The sequence below is a fragment of the Paenibacillus sp. P36 genome (assembly GCF_045866505.1).
Lineage (GTDB): Bacteria > Bacillota > Bacilli > Paenibacillales > NBRC-103111 > Paenibacillus_E > Paenibacillus_E chondroitinus.
Map to the genome: position 1 here is coordinate 2,829,278 of NZ_AP038372.1, position 24,312 is coordinate 2,853,589.

A 24,312-nucleotide genomic window follows, 5' to 3' on the forward strand; every position below is an offset into this window, starting at 1 on the left:
GGTCGGCATGCTGCAGCTGCTCAGCAAAATCCGCTATGCGGTTATCGGGCGGGAAGCGGATAAAGGTCTTTTATTCAAATTGTTCATCTACTTGATCTTGCTGGATACAGCTTACATTTATTTGAAGCCGATCTTGCACATGGTAGCGACCATGGTTAAAAATGCAGACGATTTACTGGATCCGGCCGTCAACTGGTTCCCGAGGACAATCTACCTCGGGAATCTCCAAGAGGCTTGGTCGTGGATGAAATACCCGAAGGCGCTGGGCATCAGCCTAGGCCTCTCGCTCTCTGTGGCTATCTTGCAAACCCTCTCGTGTGCCGTTACCGGTTATGCGTTTGCAAGACTGAAAATCCCGTTTAAGCGAGTGCTGTTTTTTTTCCTGATGCTAACTTTTATTGTGCCTATGCAGGTTACGATCCTGCCCAACATTATTTATGCCAGACAGTTAGGCCTGTTGAATACGATTTATCCGATCATCGTTCCGGCCTTTTTCGGATTGGGGTTAAAAGGAGCGCTGTTCGTCATTATTTACCGCCAATTTTTCTCCACACAGCCGAAGGAATTGGAAGAAGCAGCACGGATTGACGGGGCCGGCGTATTTAAAATCTTTTACAAGGTTATGATGCCGTTAGCCAAACCGGCGATTCTCGTCGTTTTTCTGTTTTCCTTCATCTGGACGTGGAACGACTTCTACCTGCCGAGCATGTACTTGTCGGATATCGAAACGGCGCCTTTATCGCTCGGGATAGAGAAGATCGCTTCAGCCCTGCGTCAGCAAGCCGAGGCTTATGGGCCGTCCGTGAATGACGAGGCGATTCGCATGTCCACAACGTTCTTAATGATTATCCCGCCACTGCTACTGTACACGTTCACGCAGCGATGGTTTGTAGAAGGCGTAGAACGTACAGGTTTAGTGGAATAGAAACTTGATCAGTGACAGTTGAAACGGAGGGTAAAAAGAGATGAAACGTCTTCTCGCATTATGTTTAGTTGGCGTGCTGGTCGCCATGCTGGCGGCATGTTCGCATGCAACAACGACGGCAAGCAAGTCAGCCGGACCGGTTAAAATGCTCTATATCAAACGAGGGGAAGGGACAAATGACCCTTATGTGGTGAAACATTTTGAGAAGGTAGGCTATACCGTCATTGATATGGCAGATAACGTGTTTAAACCGGAAAATCTAAACGGGTATGGCGTTGTTTATGTCAGCCCGACTGTCAATGCTTCCAGAATCAATGATCAGCTTAAGGGCTCGAAGGTACCAATCGTTTTTGCGAAGCCGCAAGTGGCCAGTATTTCCGCATTAACGGGACTGCTGGATTACAATGAGCTCAGCGCGGCAAAAACCGTTCAAATTAAAGACAGCAAACATCCTTTGGCCGCTGGATTTAAAGATCAAGTAACGGTTTATAAAAATGACGGTAAGATCGGTTACGCCATCCCGGGCAAAGAGGCTGTTACAATCGTAACAGCTCCCGGTGATGATAAGAAAGCGGTTGTTTTTGGCTATGAGAAGGGTGCGAAAAATATCAATAATGAGCCGGTCCCATCCCGGCAGGTATTCTTTTATTTGAGTGCAGGGGAAGAGATGAATCAGACGGATGACGGCTATAAACTATTGGATGCGGCTGTGCAATGGGCAGCTCAAAATGGACAAAAATAAACATTCCTGACAGGGAGGAAATTCGTCTATGAAAAAGGTAAATGCAGCCCTCATGGCTTGTATGGTCTTTGCACTTTCCGCTTGCAGCTCAGTGACCAGTCATCCTGTATCGGTATCCAACCAACCGGCATCCAGCGCGGCAGCCAAGTCGCAAAGCAATGGAAAAAGTGTGCTTTTTATCGGCCAAGAAGGCGGTGGCGACGGGATTGTAATCAAGCGCTTCAAGGAAAAACACGGAATGAATGTCACCGTGGTTTCCGACAAAGAGGTGACGACAGAGAAAGCCAACGGTTTCAATTTGATTTTTGTTAGCGAGTCGGTCAATTCAGGGAAAATCAAGGATAAATTCGTGGCTATCCCAGTCCCTGTCATCTACGACGAGCCGCAAATTTCCGGTGATACAGGCATGACGGATGTTGATATGAACGGCAAGCTGGAAGGGAACAATGCAGCGAAGACGATTCAAATCCGCAACGGTCAGCATGCGTTGGCAGCCGGTCTCCAAAACAATGTGGATGTCTACAAAGATAATGGAAAAATGAGTTGGGCAACGCCGGGCAAAGATGCAATTGTTGTGGCAACCGTGCCCAATGATGAGATGAAGGCGACCATTTTTGCTTACGATAAGGGCATGACGAATGTGAAAGGGCAGCCGGTTGCTGCACGTGAGGTTTTCTTTTACATGATGACAGGTGAAGAAATCAATCAAACCGATGAGGGATGGAAGCTGTTTGATGCCGCTGTCCGCTGGGCGCAAGAGACCAAATAACACGAGTTCTTGAGAGAGGCGGGGAGTTAATGAAGCGGTTGTTTTCTTACTTAATAATCGTCATCCTGATTTTTGCAAGCGCTGCCTGTTCCATGCCGACGACGCAAAAAGACGCTGGAAACGGGAAGAAGGTCCTTTTTGTCGGCACGGACAGTGCAAACGATCGAATTGTGATGAAGCATTTCAAGGAGCTTGGCTATGAGGTTACGCTGATGTCAGATAAAGAGCTTACTCCGGAACAGCCGGCCAATTACGGCTTGGTCTTTGTCAGTTCATTCGCAGGTTCTCATCGCGTTGCGGATAAATTGCTCGGATCAACTGCGCCTGTCATTTATGCCAATGGCAAAATATTAGGCGAAGTGGGATTGGCCAGCAAAGATGATTCGGATTACGGCGAATATACCGGCCTGTCAATCGCGATAAAAGAGAGTAAGCATGAGCTTGCGGCCGGATTACCGGGTAAAGTGGATATTTATAAAGAAGAAGCGAAGATCAACTTTGTTGTGCCGCAGGGGGGCGTCATTATCGCCTCAGCAGCGGATAACGATAAACGTGCCGTGATTTGTGCTTTTGACAAAGGTACGAAAAATATGAGCGGCCAAGTTTTGCCGGCCAAGCGCTTGTTTTTCAATTTGACAGGCGGGGAAGAAATTAACAGGACGGATAATGGATGGAAGCTTTTTGATGCAGCCGTTCACTGGGCAGTGGGGAAAGGTTGAATCGGAATGATGCAACAAACAACCTATAATGTTGGAGAACCCCCCTAATGTAAACGTAAACATTTCGTAATAAAGTTAAAGTATACAAAATTTGAAATCACGATTGGGAGGTTCATAGAGAAAATGAAAAAATTTCTCAAAGCATCTTTAGCGATCACGTCGGCATTTGTTATCCTGACAGGCTGTACGTCCGAGCCCGCTCAAAGCGATAAACAGCAGCCGGTTGCCTCAGCAAACAAATCACCGGATAACGAAATATTCATTTATACCGTGTATCCAGCCTTTTATGCCAAAGAAGATATCTGGGAGAAACAAGTGGGGCAATACCTCAAGAAGAAATTTCCAGACCTCACGTTCAAACATGTACAATGGGATAATCCTGGCCGGCAATATAAAGATCTGATTGCAGCAGGTACGATACCTGACATTGTTATTGATAACGCCCGGATGAACTTGCAGCGCAATATTTTGAAAAACGATTTGCAGTATGACATGACGGATTTGATTAAAAAGTACAATTTTGACACAAGCACATTGAATCCTGCGGCAATGACGCAAATGAAAAACGTAACGCCGGAAGGGAAAATTTATGGTTTGCCTTTCCAATTAAGCGATTTCGTTTTGTTCTATAACAAAGATATTTTTGATAAATTCGGTGTGGATTACCCGAAAGACGGAATGACCTATGATGAAGTTTATGAATTAGCTAAAAAGCTGACTCGTGTCGAAGGTGAAAATACGTACAAAGGTTACCAACAGCATCCTGGTTTGTATATGACTTATAATCAGCTTTCCCTTTCACCTCTTAGTTTGACGGAAGATAAGGCGGAGATGAATACTCCGGGCTGGAAGAAGGAAGTCGACAATTTAAGACGTTTCTACGAGATTCCGGCTAACCAATTTACATCCGTCGATGATTTCCCGAAAGGGAAAATGGCGATGAGTGTTCACGTGACAGAGAAGATCGTTCAGTGGTATGAGCAAAATAAAAACTTGAACTTTGATATCGCTGCAATGCCATCCTTCTCAGATGCGCCGGGCGTCAAAGCTCAGCCAAATCTATACTCGGCATACATTACCAAACAGTCGACCAAGAAAGATCAAGCTTTCCAAGTGATCCAGTATCTGCTGTCTGAAGAGATGCAAATCAACTTTGCGAAAGAAGGCATCATCGGACCGCTGCAAACGCAGAAAGTACAAGAAGCTTTCGGTAAAAACTTGCCGCAAATGCAAGGGAAACATACGCAAGCTATCTTCTACGGCAAAAATGCCATGCCGCCAGCGGCTCGCGCTTCAGGTTTAACTTACATTGACGTGCCGGTACACGGCGTGTTCCAGCCTCTGATCTTCGGAGAATCCAAGGACTCCGTAACCGCACTGCGCATGATTGAAGAATCTGCAACGAAAGCGATTCAGACTGAGAAAGCCGCCCAATAATGCAGTATAGGGCTCCTTCATCCAAACATTGGAGGGGCCTTCATTCCAATTTGAAAAAGGGGTGACCCATTTCATGAAACGTTTACTATTGCTCCTCATCGCTGTGTTTATGACTATTGCGATGAGCGCCTGTTCATCCTCAGAGAAAGCAGCTGATCCGGGCGTGTCGACAACACCTGCGTCAACGGTAACAGCGACAGCAACGGCAACACCATCGGCGACTCCAACCGCTACGGCGAAGGCTTCAGAGTCTCCCGCAGCTTCGTCAACACCGGCAGCTTCAGCAACGCCTGCTGCAACCGTGGAAGTAACGAAAGCGGCAAGCCCTACAGCTGATGCAACGAAGGCGCCGGCTGCGGCTTCCACAGCGAAGGCAAGTGAAGCACCTGCCCAGGCAACGGCTGCGCCAGCGCCGGCTGCGAGCCAACCAGAGGCAGCTCAGAAAGCGGAAGTTTCTCCGCAAGGGAAGAAAGTGCTTCTTGTCGGCAGGGATTCCGAGCCGCTTCCCGCTGAAGACGTTGCGATTGCAAGCCGTTTGAAAGGGATGGGATTTAGCGTAACCCATCTTGCAGATCGCGAGCTTACCGCTGATGCGACGAAAGGGTACGATTTGATCTACGTCAGCCAAACTACGAATTCAAAATTTTTGAAAACAGGTGCGATGAAAGAAGTTGCGATTCCAACGGTGTATGTGAAAAGCCACGGGATGTTCTATCTCGGACTCTCCTCCCAAGAGGAAGGCACGACGGTTAAGAAGTTGAAATCCATTGATATCGTCGATAGCAAATCTAAGATTGCCGGTGGATTATCTGGCACTGTAGAAGTTTACACGGAAACCGGCGATAATTTCGGCGTCAGCTATGGGATTCCAGGCAAGGAAGCGAAAGTGATCGCTACGGTTCCTGGCGACAAAACGAAGGCTGCTCTTTATTACTATGATAAAGGCGCGAAAGGCGATAACGGTTATGAAGTGAAAGCGCGATTATCCTACTACTATTGGAGTAACGGCATGCAGGATACTTCTACGGATGCGGGCTGGAAACTTTGGGATAACATTGTTTTGTGGACGCTGCAGAACGGATAACTAAATCTTGCGGTTCATGAAGGAGGTCATAGTCGTAATGAAACGAGTACAAATAAGTCTGGCTCTTGCGCTTACCCTTGCGCTGGCGGCTGGATGCACGAACGAGGCAGCTCCAAGTGCCAAACCGGGTGGAACGGATGAGAAAACCTCACCGCAAGCCCAAGCATCACCGGATAACGAATTGTTTATTTATACCGTATGGCCGGCTTATTATGTCAAAGAGGAAATTTTTCAGAAACAAGTCGGAGACTTTATTAAGAAGAAATTTCCGAATGTCACGATCAAACACGTCGCTTGGGACAATCCGGGCAGACAGTACAAGGACTTGATCGCAGCCGGGACGATTCCTGATATCATCATGGACGACACTCGGATGAACGTTCAAAGGTATTTGATCGATAATGACCTTCAATATGATATTAGCGATCTGATCAAAAAGTATAACTTCGATACGAGCAAATTGAATCCGGCTTATATGGCGCAAATCAAAAATTTAACCCCGGATGGAAAAATATACGGGCTTCCGTTCTATAACAACGATTTTGCTTTATTTTACAACAAAGATATTTTCGATAAATTCGGTGTTGATTACCCGAAAGACGGCATGACATACGATGAGATCTACGAGTTGGCGAAAAAGCTGACGCGCGTTGAAGGTGACGTTACGTACAAAGGTTTCTCTCAAAACCCGGGCCATTATTTAAATTATAATCAATTGTCCTTGTCCCCGTTAAGCAAAACTGAGGATAAAGGAGATATGAGCGATCCAAATTGGAAGAAGCTAGTAGACAACATGAGAAGGTTCTACGACATTCCAGCCAACCAGTTCGATACCGTGGAAACGTTTGCTTCAAAGCCAAGCATCGCTATGGCCGTGGCAACGGTGAGTGACCATTTGGTCAAGTTCTATGAGGAAAACAAAAACTTGAATTTCGACATTGCTTCTGTTCCGTCTTTAAGTGATGCTCCTAACACGAAATATCAGCCGAATGTGTACTCGATGTACATCACGAAGCAATCCAAGAAAAAAGATCTTGCCTTCCAGGTCATGGATGCACTGCTTTCGGAAGAGCATCAAATTGAGCTTGCCAAAGAAGGTGTCATCGGTCCGCTCCAGACGGATGCGGTCAAAGCAGCCTTCGGGAAAAACCTGCCTCAAATGCAAGGTAAGCACGTAGAATCCATTTTTAGCAGTCAAAATGCGATGCCTCCTGCTGCACGTAATCCTGGTTTAGTTTGGTATGACGTACCTGTTCAAGGCGTATTCCAACCGCTGATTTTTAAGGAGTCCAAAGATTCCGTAACAGCGCTCAGGATGGTTCAGGAGCAAGCTACGAAAGCGATTGAGACCGCAAAGGCAGCTAAAACTGAAATTAATAAGGCTGCGAGCACGACCAAATAACCGTTTACCAACCATGCTAACATACATCACAAATCAAATTTAGAAAGGTGAGTTCACGTGAAAAAATTTGTATTCTCGCTACTGTCCATCCTTCTCATGTCCCTAACTGTCCTTCCGTTTGCTTTCGCAGCAGACACGGATACACCTGCCGCAACGGTTAAAAGTGTTGATGACTTCAAAGATTTGAAAAATTTACCGCAGGCAGATAAGGATAAGTTTGATTCACTGATTCAAGACGGTGTTTTTAATGGGTTGACGGAAGATACGTTCGGACTGGATGCTCGTATGAATCGGGCACAGTTTGCGAAAGTGGCTGCGATTATTTTTAACCTCGAAGTTGACGATACGCTGACGGTTTCTTCTTTTACTGACGTCAGAAGTGACGATCCAGCCAATTCCTATGCGCTTCCTTATATTGAAGCATTGAAGAAGGCGGGACTTACCAATGGTTATGATGCAGAAGGCAAAACGTACAAACCGGCTGGCGACGTGTCCCGTCAAGAGCTTGCAGCTTTCTTGATTCGCGGATTAGGTCTGGATGACGATGCAGCTGCAGCTACGCCGGTTGATGATTCTACGGTAGATGACTGGGCCAAAGGTTATGTTTCTCTTGCACTAGAGAAAAACCTGCTAGCAAATCAATCGGCAGGTAAATTTAGCGGAAAAACATCCGCTACACGTAAAATGCTGGCTCTAGCAAGCTTTGCAGCCAAACAAATTCTTTCCGGTAGTGAGCCGGAACAAACAGAAGAACCAGAGGTCAAACCAGAGACTGGCAAAGATCCTGCGGCGCCAGCTGGCGAAATTTCCGCACAAGGCAAAAAATTGCTTTTCATCACACGTCAAAGCTCGCAAATGACACAACTGAAAGAAAATCCGGATGATGAGAAAATTATTAACCGTTTGAAAGATCTTGGTTTCAAAGTGACATGGGTCAACTGTGATAAGTTTACGGCAGATAAAGCAGATGGATATGATTTGGTTTTCGTCAGCAACACGCTCAACTCCAAATATCTTCGTTCCGGCATTATGAAAGATATTGCGATTCCAACGGTTTACTTGAAAAATCACGGCATGTACTATCTAGGTCTTTCCTCTCAAGAGGAGAATACCAACGAATATAATATCAAGTCTACAACGATTGCTGAGCCAAAAGATAAAGCTGCGGCAGGACTTTCAGGTGAAGTAGACCTTCTATTAACGACAGATCCAAAAACAGCTATGGCTTATGGTCTTCCAGGCAAGGACGCTACGGTTATTGCGACAGTTCCAGGAAAACCGAAAGAAGCAACCATTTTCTACTACAACAAAGGAACGCACTCCGATAGCGGCTATGAGGTGCAAGCGCGTCTTTCCTTCTTCTCCTTTGCCGGTAATTATGATAACGCTACTGAAGATAGTTGGAAGCTTTTGGACGCACTTGTTTTGTGGACACTGCAAAACGGCTAATAGCTTTGCATCAACATGTCGAACTCCAGTTTTCGAACTGGAGTTCTTTCTCTAGCCAAATCCGCACATATAGGAGCGTGAGTGGTCATGAATGTCCTTCAACAAGCAAGCTCTGCACCTCTGGTTCAAGCGGAAGGTGTCACTCGCATATTTGGACGCGGCTCTGCAGCTGTTCATGCGTTAAGAGGAGCGAGCTTAAGTATTCCTTCCAAGCAGCTCATTGCACTCAGAGGTCGTTCGGGCTCTGGCAAAACCACATTAATCAATATTCTGGGTGCGCTGGATAGACCGACAGAAGGACGGGTGTTTTTTAACGGCAATGAAATCAGCGGCTATTCCGAGAGCAAACGTAACGCCCTCCGGCGAAAGGATATGGGGCTTATTTTTCAATCTTTTGGCCTTGTTCCGTTAATGACAGCGTATGAGAATGTAGAGTTTGGCTTGCGTATTGCCGGGGTAAAGTCGGTGAATTTTAAGGAGTATACGGAGAGTGCACTAGAATATGTAGGGCTTAAAGCGAGGATGAAGCATAGGCCGTTTGAAATGTCTGGGGGAGAGCAGCAGCGGGTGGCGATTGCAAGAGCGATTGCCCACAAACCGACGTTAATTCTTGCAGATGAACCGACGGCTGAATTAGACAGCAAAATGGGGGCGCAAGTGATGCGGGTATTCAAAGATTTGGTGCAGCATGAGGGCATGACGATTATCCTCACAACGCATGATCCCGCCATTATGAGTTATGCCGATCATGTTTACGCATTGGAGGATGGACAAATTGTCGATGCGACTTAAACGCGCAGTTATGCCGGTTATTGGCCTATGCTGCATGGCGTGGCTGCTGGCGGGGTGCGCGCTCTTGCCCGTTGAGGAAGGTGAGCTGAAACCACCGCTTGTCGAGCCCGCTAAGGAAATCTTAAACCTGTACACGGTCAAACGCAGCAATATTACCCAACAAATTACGGGTGTTGCGACATTTGCTTCTGATAAAATGGACTATTTATTTTACTCGGAGTCCGGCGGACGTTTGAAGCAAATCAACGTCAAACTGGGGGATCAGGTAAAAGCCGGGGACGTACTGGCAACAACAGAAACGTCTGATTTGGATATGAGAGTGAAGCTCCAGCAAATCGCCATTGAGAAGCTGAAAATTTCACTTCAGCAAGCCATGGCGGAGAAAGATGGCGACGATCCCGATATTCGGATGAAGCTGCTCGATATGGAGAGCGCCCAGCTGCAATTGGAATCGCTCCAGAATCAACTCCAGAATACAAGGCTGACTTCTACCATTGATGGGATTGTGACGTTTATCGATACGCTTCAGCCAGGGGATCAAGTCGTTGCTTACAAACAAGTCATCACGCTTTCTGATCAGAAACAGATGAAGCTCGTTTATACGGCTTCAAGTAGCAATGATCTGGGTGGAGTCGAAGTCGGCATGGATGTAACTGTGAAAATCAAAGATAAAACCTACCCGGGGAAGGTTGTTCAAACGCCTCTCTCTGCGCCACCAAACAGTAATAAAGCGATTCAGGACAAAAATGCGAAAGCCATCTACATTCAGGTGACAGGTTTGCCACCGGATGTCGTGATTGGCAATCAGGCCGATATCACGATTGTGACCCAGAAGCGCGATCAGGTGATGGTGATCCCAAGGGCTGGACTTCGCAACTACATGGGTCGGGATTTCGTCCAGGTGCTCGATGGTGAAAGCCGCAAAGAAATTGATGTGGAGAAGGGCATCGTTGCGGCGACAGAAGTGGAAATTCGCAAAGGGTTAAGCGAAGGGCAGCAGATTATCCTGAACAACTAGGAGGCTAAGACGTTGGCGTTATTTATCATGATCTTGCGCAAAATGATCAATAATAAATGGCTTGAGCTTAGCTTGTTGTTCGGGCTTGTGCTGTCCGTCGCATTGGCGAGCAGCATGCCGATTTATACGAGTGCCATTTTGCAACGGCTGCTCATTCAAGAAATGCAGCAGCTGCAGCTGGGCAGCAATCAATATCCGGGCATTTATTGGCTGTCGGCCTCTTTTTCCGCGCAAGAAAAACAACCGAAGCATGTCACGATAGCAGAAACCGAGCAGTTTCTTAAGGGAAAAGAAGGACGATTCGGCATCCCGGTGCAGTCCTTCGTACGTGAAAGAGCAACACAACGTTACAATTTAACGCCAGCTGAGCCGGATAAAATCGATATTAACGTTCAAAGGTCGGCGGATATTTCCGCGATCGATGGCATGGAGAATCACATCAGACTCGTAGATGGACGGCTTCCGGCGAAAGAGCCGGTTAACGGTGTGTATGAAGCCCTAGTTGCCCCAGAGGCATTAACTGAGCTCGGGATGGTGCTGAACACCGTTTTTATCATCAAAGATGCGGGTTTGCAGGAGCCGATCTCCATTAAACCTGTCGGTGTGTTCGACCGTAAAGACTACACCGATATTTTTTGGTACAACAATACGAGCAGTTATAAAAACAGCTTTCTCATCGATTTTCAATTGTTCGAGAAAGCGTTTACGGTGGATGGCAAGTTAAATGTTCAATCCAGCTATTGGTATTTTGCGCTTGATTACAAGTTGTTGACTTTGGCCTCCGCTGACGGATTTCTGTACAACGATGAAGCGATCAATACCTACATGGATGCTCATTATGAAAACCACAATAAAAACGTGCCAGCGCTCCAAACACTCACTAACTATTATGTGAAAGAAGCGAATTTGCGGAAAATGTTATGGTCACTTAATGTGCCTGTTATGCTGATGCTCGCATTTTACTTATACATGGTGGCTAACCTCATCACGGAAAGGCAAAAAACAGAGATCGCCGTGCTGCGCAGCCGGGGAGCCAGCCGTTGGCAAATTGTGCTTAGTTACGCCGTTGAAGGCGTAGTGCTTGGGGCGATTGCCTATGGGGTCGGGCCGTATATTGGCGAATCGATTACAAGCTTATTAGGTGCTTCTAGTGGATTTCTTGAATTTGTCCAACGCGCAAAGCTGGAAACTGCGCTTAATCAGGATGCTTTTCTCTATGCGTTGATCGCAATTTCAGCATCGCTTGTCATGACGATTATTCCCGTAATCCTTGCCACAAGAGTCACCATTGTCGGCCACAAGCAGCAATCAGCGAGACTGCAGAAACAGTCTTTTTGGCATAAATTTTTCCTCGATATCGCGATCATCGGTATTTCGTTGTACGGATTGCAGAATTACAAAACGAGGGTCAAAGATATCCTTTCACTCGGTTTGAAATCAGGCGATTTACGAGTAGATCCCTTGTTGTTTCTCATTCCCGCGATGTTTATTTTCGGACTCGGCTTGCTCGTGCTTCGTTTATATCCCTTATTCATGAAGCTTTTGTACCGAATCGGGAAACGCTGGTGGCCGCCAACCGTGTACACGACTTTAATCCAGGTGAGCCGTTCGATTATTCAGTATCAATTTATTATGGTGTTTCTCATCATTACGATCGCTACCGGACTGTTCAGCGCAAGCGCTACACGTACCATTAATCAGAACACGACGGATAAAATCCGGTATTCCGCCGGTTCCGATATCGTCATGCAGATTCATTGGGAAAACGATGCGCCACCGGCTATCTTGTTTGGTGCAGAGGAATCGAGCGATGACAGTTCGTCTGAAGAGGCTTCATCGGACGATGCTGCAGTAACTCCACCGCCTAAGGTTCAATACAGCGAGCCGTCTTTTTTACCGTTTACTCAGCTGCCAGGCGTGGAACATGCCGCTAAGGTGTTTGTCAAAAACGATGCATCCTTCACCAAAGGCAAAACGAACGCCAAAGTTGAGCTGATGGGCATAGACACCAAAGCTTTCGGCGAGACGGCGTGGTTGAGAGATCATTTGTTGGATCATCATATTTATGAGTATTTAAATTTAATTGCCAAAAATCCTTCCGCGGTTCTGATATCAAAGTCGGTAGCGGAAGAATACGGCGTCCAAGTAGGAGATACCCTGACGGTCGGTTGGGGGAACCTCGAACCTGCCTCCGTGACCGTCTTCGGGATCATTAATTATTGGCCTTCCTGGAATCCTAATCCGGGAGCGGGCGATACGATTTCGGTTACTACGAAGCAAGGGACGACCACGAAGGTAAAGAAACCGATGCTAATCGTCGGTCACCTCACGTACATTCAGAATAACATTGGGATAGAGCCTTATGAGGTTTGGATGAAACTGAAACCGGAAGCAAGCAGTCAAGCCGTGTATCAGGCCGTGATCAAACATGGGTATGATATCGAGTCTTTGACCGACGCCAAGCAAGCGCAGATCATAGCTGTCAAAGATCCTTTTCAACTCGCGATTAATGGTGTTATGACGTTAGGATTTATCATTTCGGTTGTCGTTTGCTTTTTCGGGTTCCTGCTCTACTGGGTGTTGTCGTTATCCGCTCGGACTCTGCAGTTCGGGATTTTCAGGGCGATGGGCGTTTCCGTTTTTCAACTCATTGGTATGCTGATCGGTGAACAAGTGATGGTATCGGGCGCAGCAATTCTTATTGGGATGATGACGGGCAACATCGCTAGTCACTTGTTTGTTCCCTTATTCGAGTTATCGTTCGATCCCAGCACGCAAGTACCTCCGTTTCAAGTTACGTTCGATCCGCGCGACCATGAGCGGCTGTACGCGATCGTTACCGTCATGATTACAATTGGGCTTGTGGTGCTCGGACATATCGTCTCGCGAATCCGGATACATCAGGCCGTGAAGCTTGGGGAGGATTAAGATGATCCATTGCGATAATCTGGTTAAAATCTACAAAATTGCCGATTTGGAAGTCGTGGCGCTGCAAGGTTTGGATCTGCATGTGGAAGCTGGCGAGCTGATGGCTATTATCGGCAATAGCGGAAGCGGCAAATCGACGCTGCTGAATATGCTTGGCGGACTTGATCGTCCTTCTGCCGGGCGTTTGATCGTAGACGGCAAGGACCTGCTCAGCATACGCGAGAAGGACCTCGTCAAATATAAGCGCGAGTCCGTCGGCTTTGTCTGGCAGAACAATGCGCGCAACTTAATCCCTTATTTGACCGCTCAGGAAAATGTGGAGCTGCCCATTCTGCTGCAGGGCAAACGGAAACGGGAGCGCGCGCTTGAGCTGCTGGAAGCCGTTGGGCTTAGCCACAGAAGGAATAACAAGTTGAACCAGTTATCCGGTGGAGAGCAGCAGCGCGTGGCGATTGCGATTGCCCTTGCCAACCATCCGAAGCTGCTGCTTGCGGATGAACCCACGGGCTCGGTCGATACGCGCATGGCGAACCAAATCCTTGATTTGTTCCGGCAGCTGTCCCGGGAACTAGGGCTCACGATCGTGATTGTGACACATGATCCCATGCTCGCCAAGAAAGTGGATCGTGTCGTTGCGATCCGGGACGGACGCACGTCGTCAGAAATTTTACGGCGTAAGTCGTATGAGCAAGAAATGCAGGATTTAGAAGAAGGCATTGAAGAGGAAGAAGAGGAGTCTCACGACGAATATGCGGTGCTTGACCAAGCCGGTCGGCTGCAAATTCCGGCGAGCTACTTGGAAACCATCGGCATGAAAGAAACGAACAAAGTGAAGGTTACGGTGGAGGACGGCAGGATCGTGCTCATACCTCCAATCAAAGTATAACGAAGGAGCAATTGTCGATGATTAGTCAGGAAACGAAACAAATACCGGATACCCTCCTGCTGGAGGATCGGGCAGGGCACGTGCTTAGCGCCATTATCGGGATGGCAGACGAGGATTTCGGGTATATTCCTTTTTTTGCAGCGAACTTGATGGAGAAACCGGCGTTTTTGACCCATGGGGATTGGGATTACGGCTCCAGCCATGGCCGCTTGGTGGATGCTCTTATTTTGGCCAGACATATGACAGGAGACGAACGGGGGCGGGATATTGAAGAGCGTTACCGAGCTAACTTCCTCAGCTTTTTTAAAGAAGATGGACTTAGTTATCGGCAAATCAATCCGAAGGCACCTTGGGAAACGAATGCAAACTTGATTGACCAGCGGGCTGTCATTCTCGCTTTGACTTCCTGGTTTATGTCAACAGGCGACCGTAAAATCAAGCATGTGGCTGATAAACATGTAGCTGCGCTCAAACGTATCGCTATTAAGGAAAAGGATGTGTGGTACTACCCGGCTTCCGAGTACACCGTCAATGGCTGGCCGTCCACGAACGCGGTCCAGCTTCGGTTGGCCCCCGATCCGGCGGCCTTCTGCGGACGTTTGGTCATGCCGCTGCTCAAATATTATGAGCTGACAGGAAATATGGATGCTTTCGAGCTGTGCCAGTTTTTCTCGGCGCTTATCGTTCATCGCAGCGGTGTGTTCAATCCGGATGGCAGCTTTAACGATTCGCTTGCTTACCGCAGCGGCCACTTCCATACCCGCATTGGTACGCTTGATGCGCTCGCACGTTTTGCTTTGCATACCCAGGACGCTTCAATCATCCATTTCGTCAAAAAGAGCTATGACTGGGCGTTAACTCGCTCCACAACGTTTGGCTGGACGCCTGGCGACATGCACGAACAGGCTTTTGAGCATGAAACTTGTTCGCTCGTTGACTTGATTTCTACGGGAATTACGCTGGCTAGAGTTGGGTATGTCGAGTACTGGGGTATCGTAGAACGCTTCCTGCGCAACCACTTAACGGAGTCGCAGCTGCTGAATCTGGATTGGGTTGTGGGAGCTGACAATAAAGCCAACGATGATGTTGGGATGAAGTCATTTTTTAATGTAGCGGAACGTACGCGTGGCGCATTCGCCGGTTACTCCGCTCCAAATGATTTCTGCTGTAATGTCAGTGGAGGCAGAGGGCATACCAGCGATTTGCAAACCTGCTGTATCGGCTCGGGGACGCGCGGTTTGTTCATGGGCTGGAGCAATACGATTACGGAGCATAACGGGACGATTAGCGTTAACTTTTTGTTGAACCGGGGCTCACGTTGGCTGGATGTCTCCAGTCATTTGCCCCACGAGGGCAAGGTGGAGCTGGAGATTCATCGCAGCGTGCCAAGATTGCTGGTCCGCATCCCTGAATGGGCAGGTTACGCGAAGGTGGAAGTCTACCGTGAACTCGGCGATAGCGTACGGACACAATCCGGCAGCGAACCGAGCATGTGGGTGAATCAACGCTTCCTCGCGCTCGGCCCTGTACAGGCAGGGGAGAAGATTACACTAACCTTCCCGCTTAGTGAGCGCCAAACCATAGAGAAGGCGGTAGGGCAGGAGTTTATCACGCGTTGGCGCGGGGATGATGTCATTCACCTGAGTCCGGCAGGGACGCATCACCCCTTTTATAACAACCGGAAAATATTCGAGAAAGCACCTCTTCGTTCAGGCCAGTATCGCCGATTACAGGAAGAATTTTATTGGTAAAAAGGAGGGGCATATGAGTACATATTGGGCTGGCCCCTTACTCAAAGAGGGATTCTCCATCATACGGTTAACCGATGAAGAAAGCCGCTCCTCCGCGGAGCTGATCCCGGCAATCGGCAATAATCTCTATCGTTTCACGTGCGATGGGGTTGAAGTTCTCATGCCGCCTGCGAGCTTAAGCTCATTATGGCATGAACAGAATGAGGTGTTTAAATACGGGACACCCCTGTTATCTCCGCCGAACAGGGTTCGAAACGGCCGTTTTTTATTCAAGGGACGTGAATATAAGCTGCCTCTGAACGAGCCTCCTGACCATCATTTGCATGGTGAACTATGTTCCAAAGCATGGAAAGTGGTAGGCTACGGCGCTTCCGAGGAGGAAGGGGCTTGGGTCACCAGCCAATTTCGTTATGCTGATCATCCTGAGATTATGGCCTATTTTCCTCATATGCTGGTCTTTACAATGACGTATCGGCTGAAGGCTGGTCGACTTTATCTGGAAGGGGGGATTGAAAATAAAGGCGTGGAGGAGGCCCCGTTCGCTTTTGGGCTGCACCCTTACTTTGCAGTACCGTTCGGGGACGGGGAAGAGATCGCACTTCGTGTACCTGCGGCTGGGGAATGGCCCGTTACGAACCAGGCATTCGTCATCGGCACGCCGGAGGAATCGGCATTCAGCCGAGAGCTTCGGCAAGGTGCTTCTATCGAGAACTACCCGCTGCTTGGCTGTTCCCTGATAACCATGGGTCAGGATAGTGAGCGAACATGCCGGATTGAGATGAAAAATCGGAACTATACGATTGCTTACCAGTTCGATCAAACCTTTCCTTATGTGGTCTTATTTCGGCCAGATTGGGCATCATCTTATTCTTTGGAGCCTTACACCTATGTTACGGATGCCTTTAATCTCCCTTACGAACACGAACTGACAGGAGCCCGAGGCATACGGGCAGGTGAACAAGTCCGCTTCACGACAGGGATGTGGATTGAAAAATAAGGAGGCGCTGCGTTTGGTTAACTTAGACTTGAATATCAGGCCGGAATGGCCGGTACGCAAAGATTTCCGTATCGGCTGCATCGGTTCCGGGTTCATTATGCGAGACTGCCATCTTGTCGCTTATCGCGATGCTGGTTTCAATCCAGTGGCGATCGCATCGAGAACCTACGATAATGCCAAAGCCGTTGCAGAACTGCGGAACATTAAAACTGTGCACAGGACGTGGGAGGAGCTCGTTCAAGATGAGCAAATCGAGATTCTGGATATTGCGTTTCCTCCTGACCGGCAGCTTGAAGTTGTTCGTCTTGCGGTGAAGATGAAGCATATCAAGGGCATTTTGTGTCAAAAACCGTTGGCGATGAACTCTAAAGAAGCTAAGGAAATCGTGGACTTGTGCGAGAATGCAGGGATCAAAATCGCCGTCAATTCCAACATGCGGTACGACCAATCGATGCGTGCCCTCAAGACTATACTTGACCGGGGATATCTGGGGCAGCCTGTGTTAGCGTCGATAGACATGCGCGCGATTCCGCATTGGCAGGATTTTCTGCATAAGTATGAGCACCTTGAGATATTGAATATGGGGATTCATCATATTGATGTGTTCAGGTATTTGTTCGGCGATCCAGAGAGAGTTACAGCCGTTACGCGCAGCGACCCCCGCACCAAATTCCCGCATATAGACGGGATATCGCAATATACGTTCCAGTATGCGAACGAGTTAATGGCAACCAGTCTCGATGACGTCTGGGCTTGGCCTGGGGAAGGCAACGAGAAGGACATTTATATCAAATGGCGGGTTGAGGGACTAGATGGCATGGCACAGGGCACGATCGGGTGGCCGGTTTACCCGGAGAGATCGCCGAGCACGCTGGAGTTTACAACAAGGCAAGCGCCGAATCAGTGGTTCCGGCCGACATGGGAGGAAGTCTGGTTTCCGGATGCCTTCCAAGGTACGATGGCGCAGCTGCTTCGGGCTGTTGAGACCGATAGCGAGCCGGAAATCGGCGGACGAGACAACTTGAAGTCCATGGCGGCAGTTGATGCTTGTTACAAGTCAATTGCCGAAGGCAGGACAGTTTTATTTTCTGAAGTAGCAACTTCATTTCAATAAAATAGACTTTCGAGGAGGAAATTTCTAATGATCTCAGTCGGTATTTTTAACGGGTACTATCCTTATTCCTTGGAGGAATCCATTTCCCGCATGAAAAGAGACGGATTTTCCTGTGTTCAACTGGATTTGTCCTTCAAAGACATGGACCTTGCCTACGAATCGCTTACAAAGGAAAAATGCCACCGGATTCGTGATGCCTTCCGTGATGCCAATTTGCCGATCGTCTGTATTTCCGGTTATACGAACATCATTCATCCAGACCCGAAGAAACGTGAACAAAACCTGTTCGGACTTCAGACTTTGCTGAAATTTGCCCGCGATTTGGGGACGCCGTATGTCATCAGTGAGACGGGGACTTACAACACGGAAAGCGACTGGGTGTGGGACCCGAAAAATGGCTCGGAAGAAGCTTACGAGGAGACGTGCCGTCAAATCGAATCGTTAGCCAAATTTGCTTATGACCATGGATCGGTATTCCTTGTGGAAAACTACGTAAATAACGTAATCGGTTCCGTTGACGCGCTGACTCGTTTATTCTCCGATGTGAATCATCCAGGTCTTGGCCTGCTGATGGACCCGACGAACTATTTCACGGACAGCAACATTGGCAGCGTCGACGAGACGCTGAACCGCATTTTCCACACGCTTGGAGATAAAATAAAAATTGCTCATGCCAAGGACTGCAAGCCTGCTGAAGATTTGTCGGAGAAACATGCGGAAATTGACGCCGTTGAATCGCACACCTTCCGTGGTGCAGGCGCCGTTGAGCTTCCAGCTCCTGGACTTGGAATTCTGAACTATGACTTATATTTGCAAAAGCTGTCTAAGCTTCACCCGAATATACCCATTATTATCGAGCATCTGGATGAGCAGGATATCCCGCGCGCGAAAAAGTTCCTTGACGACAAGCTGAAAGCAATCGGCGGTTAAAAGGTAAAGGATGAGGGAGTGAATTGACATGTCTGTAGAAAAGAAAAAAAGGGACTACAGCATTACTGGAGCTGAGAATAAACGGGCAATTGAGCTCGGGCTGGCGGAGGCGGAATGGTATACGTGCCCGATCCCTCGTCAGCGGATGAAAGAATTGATGAAACGGAAAGATGGCCCGGCCATTCGGGACACGATCATCTGGATTGGCGGACTTTTCATTTTGGGATATCTCGCCTATTTGTCGTGGGGAACCTGGTGGGCTATTCCCGCCTTTCTCGCTTATGGCATTCTCTATGCGACCCCTGGTGATTCCAGATGGCACGAGTGCGGCCATGGAACGGCATTCAAGACGCCTTGGATGAACGAGGTCGTGTATCAATTCGCGTCCTTTCTCGTCCTGAGGTCCGCCACGCCTTGGCGGTGGAGTCATGCCCGCCATCATACGGACACGATCATCGTTGGGCGTGATCCGGAAATTATTACCGAACGGCCGCCGATTTGGAAAATCCTCATCATGCAAATTTTTCATCTATATGGCGGTCCTATCGAGATCAAACGCTTCTTTCTGCACACGTTTGGCAAGTTGGATGAGCAGGAGAATGCGTATATTCCCTCCTCTCAGCACCGGAAAACATTCCGCGAAGCGCGCATTTATATGCTCATTATTGTCGCTGTTTTGGCAGCGTGCCTGTTAACAGGCAGCCTGTTGCCAGCAATGTTCGTGTTTCTGCCTTCGTTTTACGGCGGAATCGTCGTGCTGCTGTTTGGTGTCACGCAGCATCTAGGTCTTTATGAAGATGTGCTTGATCATCGGTTAAACACCCGTACGGTTTATATGAATCCGATTTTCCGCTTTCTCTATTGGAACATGAACTATCATACGGAGCACCATATGTTCCCGATGGTCCCTTACCATGCGCTGCCAAAGCTGCATGAAGAAATGAAATCCGATTGTCCGGAAGCTCGGCCAAGTCTGTGGGCAGCTTTGAAAGAGGTGGTTGGCGCTCTAAGAAAGCAGAAGCAAGACCCTGCTTACGTTGTGATAAAACCGCTGCCCAAAACGGCGCGCCCTTATATGTACGGGCCTGCTCATATGCTGAAAGAAAGGAGCGAATTAGGATGAGTCTCGGAGAATGGATTGAAGCCTGCCCTGCAGACGAAGTGGAGATTGAAGATGTTATCCGTTTCGATCACCAGGATCGGACGTTTGCGATTTATCGCACGGAGAAGGGCGACTACTATGCATCGGATGGTTTTTGCACCCATGGCAAATTTCATTTGTCCAATGGTTTAGTCATGGGCAATCAAATTGAGTGCCCTAAGCATAATGGCCGTTTTGACATCCCCACGGGTGTCGCGAAACGTGTGCCTGCGTGTGTGGATTTGCAGACGTATCCAGTGAAAATAGAAGCGGGGAAAGTATTTATTCAAATTTGAGCTTGAGTTTCAAGCTCGACTGCTTGATGAACCCTGACGGAGGAGACTTTGTCAGGGTTATTTCGAGTACTGGCCGTCGGTTAGGGGCGGCTGTGCTGCTAGCATACCTCCTTGCACACTGGTCGTCAGCTAACGGACCCAGATACCGCTATTTGCTGCTTTTAGGCTAGCTTTTGCTTCTAACGGACACACGAGCCGCTATCTGCCATGAAATGGCCTGGAACAGCGGTGAAACCCGCAAATAGCGTCTCCTCAGTCCGATAGCCTCTCAAATTCAGCCGATTTTGGCGGAATAGCGTCTCCTGAGTCCGTACTTGGAAGGGCTGGAGGATGAGCGGCTATTGGTGGGATTTGTGGAATTTTAACTAGTTGGCTTTGGAGGGGAATGGTGGTGTTCTTACTCTCCCATCCAGTTTAGGTCTTGGTGGGCCCAAAATAGGCCATCATCAGCAGGATGAATAAAACAACCTATAAAATTGCATAAAAGCCCCCATAATTTGGTCGCGTTTTTGTAATAAAGTTAGTCCATGCAAGAAAATGAACGAATGAGAGCGGGGCTGATTACTTTGAGGTATTAGTTTTGTTTTACACATAATGTAAGCGTTTTATTATGGGGTATCATCATAATAGGGAGGTGCACGAAATGAGGAAAGAACTTGCTCTGTTACTATCATTTATGCTGCTATGTTACTGTTTTGCCCCTTTAGTCAGTGCAGAAGAAACTGCTGCACCACAAACGTCATCCACATCGACGGCGACACCAGCACCAAAATCAACAACAAAACCAGCGGCAACGAAACCAGCAGCTTCTTCTTCAAGCGTAACTGCCGACACTTATTTAGCTGACCAGCTCAGTGATTTAAAAAGTCTTTCGAAGGATGACAAGAAAAAAATCAGCGCTCTCCTAAAAATGGACGCGATTGAGAAGTCATCTGCCGATACTTTTGGTGTGGATGATACCATCAATCGAGCTCAGTTAGCAAAAACAGCAACACTCGTTTTGGGATTGACCATGGACAACATGTCTAAGGGATCAAGCTTCACGGACGTCCAAACGAATGATGCATCTCGGATCTATATTGAAGCACTAAAGAAAGCGAATCTGACTTACGACGTGGTTGATAACAAATTCAATCCGACAACGGTCGTGACCCGCCAAGAGCTGGCAATGCTGTTGATCAAAGGGCTTGGCCTAGATGATAAGGCGAAAGCGGCAGCTCCTAGTAAAGATGAGACGGTAGACGCGAATTATAAAAGCTATGTCACCTACGCCCTGCAGCAAAAGCTCATGACCAATCAGACAGGCGGTAAATTCGGCGGCAACGTTAACGTGACTCGAAAAGCACTGGCACTTGCTTCTTATGCAGCGCTGCAGCTTCATCTGACAACGGCTAAGCCTGCTAAAGCTTCAATTGCGGAAGTAAAAGTTATCGGGAAGAATAAGCTAACCGTAAGATTGAATCGTGAAGTTGACAGCAATAAGGCTGTTCTGAACGTGACGAAAATGGGTTATTTAGATTCGGACAACAAACCCGTTAAATTCGAACCCATCACCTCATGGTCCGATGACAGCACGATAGCAACGCTTGAAATGAGTGATGACTTAGAGTTTGCGCAATATCAAGTCATTTTAAGCGGCGTGGATGTTGAAAACGGCACAATGGGTTTTATCGCTGAGAATGAAAGGGCAGCTAAATTTGAATTCGTTACAGACACGGAGAAGTTGCCATGGTCTAAGGCGCTGATTTCTTATAAGGCTCTTAATCAATACGGCGAGACAATGAAGTTATCGGCAAGCAATGTGAACGTGTATGTAAGCGCACCGAAAAAAGTTCAATCAACTATTTTGGCCGATAGCAATGCAATTATCTTGGATTTAAGCGATTTACGTCCTGATGATACGATTACAGTTAATGTGCTGGAAAAAAGCGGTTATCTGAATGTCATCAAAACATTCACGATCGGTGACATGCCGCAAGTGAAGAAAGTCGACTTAGGCGATCCGAAAAACAATTTGAAGTTGCCGGTCGGACAACTCGTGTTTCAAGCCGGAGGGCGGGCATACCTCACCTTTAAGGCTTATGACCAATACGGCAATCGAATTGTAGATCCTAAAATTTTGAATATGGGAATATTCAAATCTTTTACCGGGGCACTTGGTAATGTTTTCAAAACGGATGATCCTAATGATTTCGTTGACTTCGATAACGACGGCTACCCGGAATTGCAATTGGTCGTCTACTCGGATTTGGACAGTAATAAAGAAGTGACACTAAATTTAATGTTTAACGGCGAACAGTTATCACAAACGTTGAATGTAGCAGCGCCGAAGACAGCTTATTCCGTTGTTATCGGTCCTGTACTCACGCCATTGACGGAAGGCGATAAAGATAAAGCGATAAGCCTGAAAATTATCGATTCGTCAAACCAGGAGTTAACTTCAACAGAAATAGCTGCGCTAGAAACAGCTGGCAAGATTTCCGTTTATGCTACAGGAGGCCTTGTAGTAGAAGCGAGTCCGAATACCCGCACAGATCCGAAAACAAATATTACGCGCAACGTAGGCATAGACCTTAATGGAACTATTCACGTCAAACAGGTAACGTCCGCAGGACCAGCCACGATTTATGTCCGAGTGAACGGTCTCGATCAAACGTTTAGCCTTCCTATGATGATCGAACCGGCTCGTAAGCCTAATTCCATCAAGCTGGATGAAGGAAACTCGGCAAGAACCATTTTGTTAATCAATTCCTTGTCGCAAGCGAAAACGAGCGGCGTATTCAAAATTTATGATCAGTTCGACCAAGTGTATTCAACAAAGCGCGACGATTATAAAGTTGAAATGAAGCTTGAAAAGCTAAGCGGTGTTACAGGAGCTGTTTATACCACAGGAGCGGTGACGCTTACTGATGCTACTCCCGTCGTATTGAGGGAGATTACGGATATTGTCAAAGCGAGCGGAGGAGACGGTCAATCCATCACGTTCAAACCGGATCCCGTCAAAAAAGGCAGCTACAAATTGACTGCTACGTTAGTTCATTTGGATGGAAGCGGGCAGATCCAAGAAAGGCTCAGCAACGACTCAATCATTGTGGATGTCGATGATATCAATAATCCGAATCTGACCTACTCTTTAGACTTAGGTTCAAGCAGTGAGCTCTTGGCAGTCGGAAGGATATTGTATGATGCAGCAAAAATTAATAGTGTTACGAATGCGACGTACTTGTTCAGTAACTATTCGTCTCTGGCCAGAGGTGTCACCATTTTAACCAAAGATTCTGCAGGTTTGGATACAGGTCTTTCCGTTAAGGTCAGAGCGGTTACTTCCGACAATCCGAAGGCCATGGCTTATAACAACGGGAAAATTATTGGTCTCGACAGCGGAAAATTCAACCTTACTGTCTTCTTTGATACTCCGAGCGGAGTTAAGTCTCTGACACAAAGTCTTGGTTCCGGTATCGACTCTATGGCCCCAACATCGCTCAAAATATCTGGAAGTAACCCAAAAACGATAAGTAACGGTGCCAAACTGCAATTAAACGGTCTTTATCTGTGGGATACGCAACTAATGAGCCAATTACAGGCTGCTACGAACTATGGTACTTTCACTAATGTGTGTAAAGATAAAGACAATAAAGCAACTACCTGTGCTGCTGCCGTTACGAATCAAGATCAAATTGGTCCAGCAAATGACTTTATCGGTTTGCAATCGTTTATTGGAGACATTATCTATAAAGAACTCGATCCTGAGAAGCAAGATTCGGTCTCTGTGAATCCTAATTTTACATTATCTTATACCCGCAATCCAAAAAGCAGCGATCCTACGACGAACAACATTCAACAATTCAATATTTACCTTGTTGGAGGAACGCAGATTCTCAAATTCACAGTTATCTTAGGTTCTTAAACTTTTAATTTCAATACCCTGCCGC

19 protein-coding genes are annotated in these 24,312 nt (G+C 47.5%); all 19 read left to right on the top strand.

The annotated features are described in order from the left end of the window. The first annotated feature begins 7 nt into the window (after positions 1–7). The 19 genes from ACKTT9_RS12670 to ACKTT9_RS12760 all read left to right on the top strand — a co-directional run bounded on the left by ACKTT9_RS12670 (position 8) and on the right by ACKTT9_RS12760 (position 24,287). Positions 8–925 carry a carbohydrate ABC transporter permease gene (locus ACKTT9_RS12670; RefSeq protein WP_397370149.1) on the top strand — a complete coding sequence of 306 codons (918 nt, stop codon included), beginning with the start codon at positions 8–10 and terminating at the stop codon, positions 923–925. Positions 926–965: 40 nt separating this feature from the next. After that, a complete protein-coding gene (locus tag ACKTT9_RS12675; RefSeq protein WP_407871854.1) occupies positions 966–1,667 on the top strand; it encodes a hypothetical protein in 702 nt (233 codons plus the stop codon). A 28-nt stretch (positions 1,668–1,695) separates the two neighbouring features. Then, positions 1,696–2,436, top strand: coding sequence for a hypothetical protein (locus tag ACKTT9_RS12680; protein WP_407871855.1), 741 nt, complete (start codon positions 1,696–1,698; stop codon positions 2,434–2,436). Positions 2,437–2,465: 29 nt separating this feature from the next. Then, positions 2,466–3,155, top strand: a complete 690-nt coding sequence (locus tag ACKTT9_RS12685; RefSeq protein ID WP_407871856.1) for a hypothetical protein — start codon at positions 2,466–2,468, stop codon at positions 3,153–3,155. A 123-nt stretch (positions 3,156–3,278) separates the two neighbouring features. After that, the gene (locus ACKTT9_RS12690) at positions 3,279–4,592 is read left to right on the top strand and encodes an ABC transporter substrate-binding protein (RefSeq protein WP_157318091.1); all 1,314 of its coding nucleotides are present in this window, start codon (positions 3,279–3,281) and stop codon (positions 4,590–4,592) included. Between the two features lie 73 nt (positions 4,593–4,665). Beyond that, complete coding sequence (locus ACKTT9_RS12695) at positions 4,666–5,676, top strand: hypothetical protein (protein WP_407871857.1); 1,011 nt, start codon at positions 4,666–4,668, stop codon at positions 5,674–5,676. Positions 5,677–5,713: 37 nt separating this feature from the next. Continuing rightward, positions 5,714–7,078, top strand: coding sequence for an ABC transporter substrate-binding protein (locus ACKTT9_RS12700; RefSeq protein WP_407871858.1), 1,365 nt, complete (start codon positions 5,714–5,716; stop codon positions 7,076–7,078). Between the two features lie 57 nt (positions 7,079–7,135). Then, positions 7,136–8,527, top strand: a complete 1,392-nt coding sequence (locus ACKTT9_RS12705; protein WP_407871859.1) for an S-layer homology domain-containing protein — start codon at positions 7,136–7,138, stop codon at positions 8,525–8,527. Between the two features lie 87 nt (positions 8,528–8,614). After that, entirely contained in the window at positions 8,615–9,319 is a 705-nt protein-coding gene (locus ACKTT9_RS12710; RefSeq protein ID WP_157318094.1) for an ABC transporter ATP-binding protein, read from the top strand. After that, the gene (locus tag ACKTT9_RS12715) at positions 9,309–10,337 is read left to right on the top strand and encodes an efflux RND transporter periplasmic adaptor subunit (protein ID WP_407873027.1); all 1,029 of its coding nucleotides are present in this window, start codon (positions 9,309–9,311) and stop codon (positions 10,335–10,337) included. The genes ACKTT9_RS12710 and ACKTT9_RS12715 overlap by 11 nt, the downstream gene beginning before the upstream one ends. A gap of 12 nt (positions 10,338–10,349) precedes the next feature. Further along, the gene (locus ACKTT9_RS12720; protein WP_407871860.1) at positions 10,350–13,265 is read left to right on the top strand and encodes an FtsX-like permease family protein; all 2,916 of its coding nucleotides are present in this window, start codon (positions 10,350–10,352) and stop codon (positions 13,263–13,265) included. Between the two features lies 1 nt (position 13,266). Then, the gene (locus ACKTT9_RS12725) at positions 13,267–14,151 is read left to right on the top strand and encodes an ABC transporter ATP-binding protein (RefSeq protein ID WP_157318096.1); all 885 of its coding nucleotides are present in this window, start codon (positions 13,267–13,269) and stop codon (positions 14,149–14,151) included. A 17-nt stretch (positions 14,152–14,168) separates the two neighbouring features. Beyond that, on the top strand, positions 14,169–15,902 hold the full coding sequence (locus ACKTT9_RS12730; protein WP_407871861.1) for a hypothetical protein: 1,734 nt from the start codon (positions 14,169–14,171) through the stop codon (positions 15,900–15,902). 13 nt (positions 15,903–15,915) lie between these two features. Beyond that, positions 15,916–16,899: an aldose 1-epimerase gene (locus tag ACKTT9_RS12735; RefSeq protein WP_407871862.1), complete on the top strand. Its 984-nt coding sequence runs from the start codon at positions 15,916–15,918 to the stop codon at positions 16,897–16,899. Positions 16,900–16,912: 13 nt separating this feature from the next. Then, entirely contained in the window at positions 16,913–18,013 is a 1,101-nt protein-coding gene (locus ACKTT9_RS12740) for a Gfo/Idh/MocA family protein (RefSeq protein ID WP_407871863.1), read from the top strand. A gap of 27 nt (positions 18,014–18,040) precedes the next feature. Continuing rightward, a complete protein-coding gene (locus tag ACKTT9_RS12745) occupies positions 18,041–18,943 on the top strand; it encodes a sugar phosphate isomerase/epimerase family protein (RefSeq protein ID WP_407871864.1) in 903 nt (300 codons plus the stop codon). Positions 18,944–18,971: 28 nt separating this feature from the next. After that, complete coding sequence (locus ACKTT9_RS12750; protein ID WP_407871865.1) at positions 18,972–20,066, top strand: fatty acid desaturase family protein; 1,095 nt, start codon at positions 18,972–18,974, stop codon at positions 20,064–20,066. Continuing rightward, entirely contained in the window at positions 20,063–20,380 is a 318-nt protein-coding gene (locus ACKTT9_RS12755) for a MocE family 2Fe-2S type ferredoxin (RefSeq protein ID WP_127449195.1), read from the top strand. The genes ACKTT9_RS12750 and ACKTT9_RS12755 overlap by 4 nt, the downstream gene beginning before the upstream one ends. 643 nt (positions 20,381–21,023) lie before the next feature. After that, positions 21,024–24,287 (top strand): S-layer homology domain-containing protein, encoded by a 3,264-nt coding sequence (locus tag ACKTT9_RS12760; RefSeq protein ID WP_407871866.1) that lies wholly within the window; start codon positions 21,024–21,026, stop codon positions 24,285–24,287. The last annotated feature ends 25 nt before the right edge of the window (positions 24,288–24,312 follow it).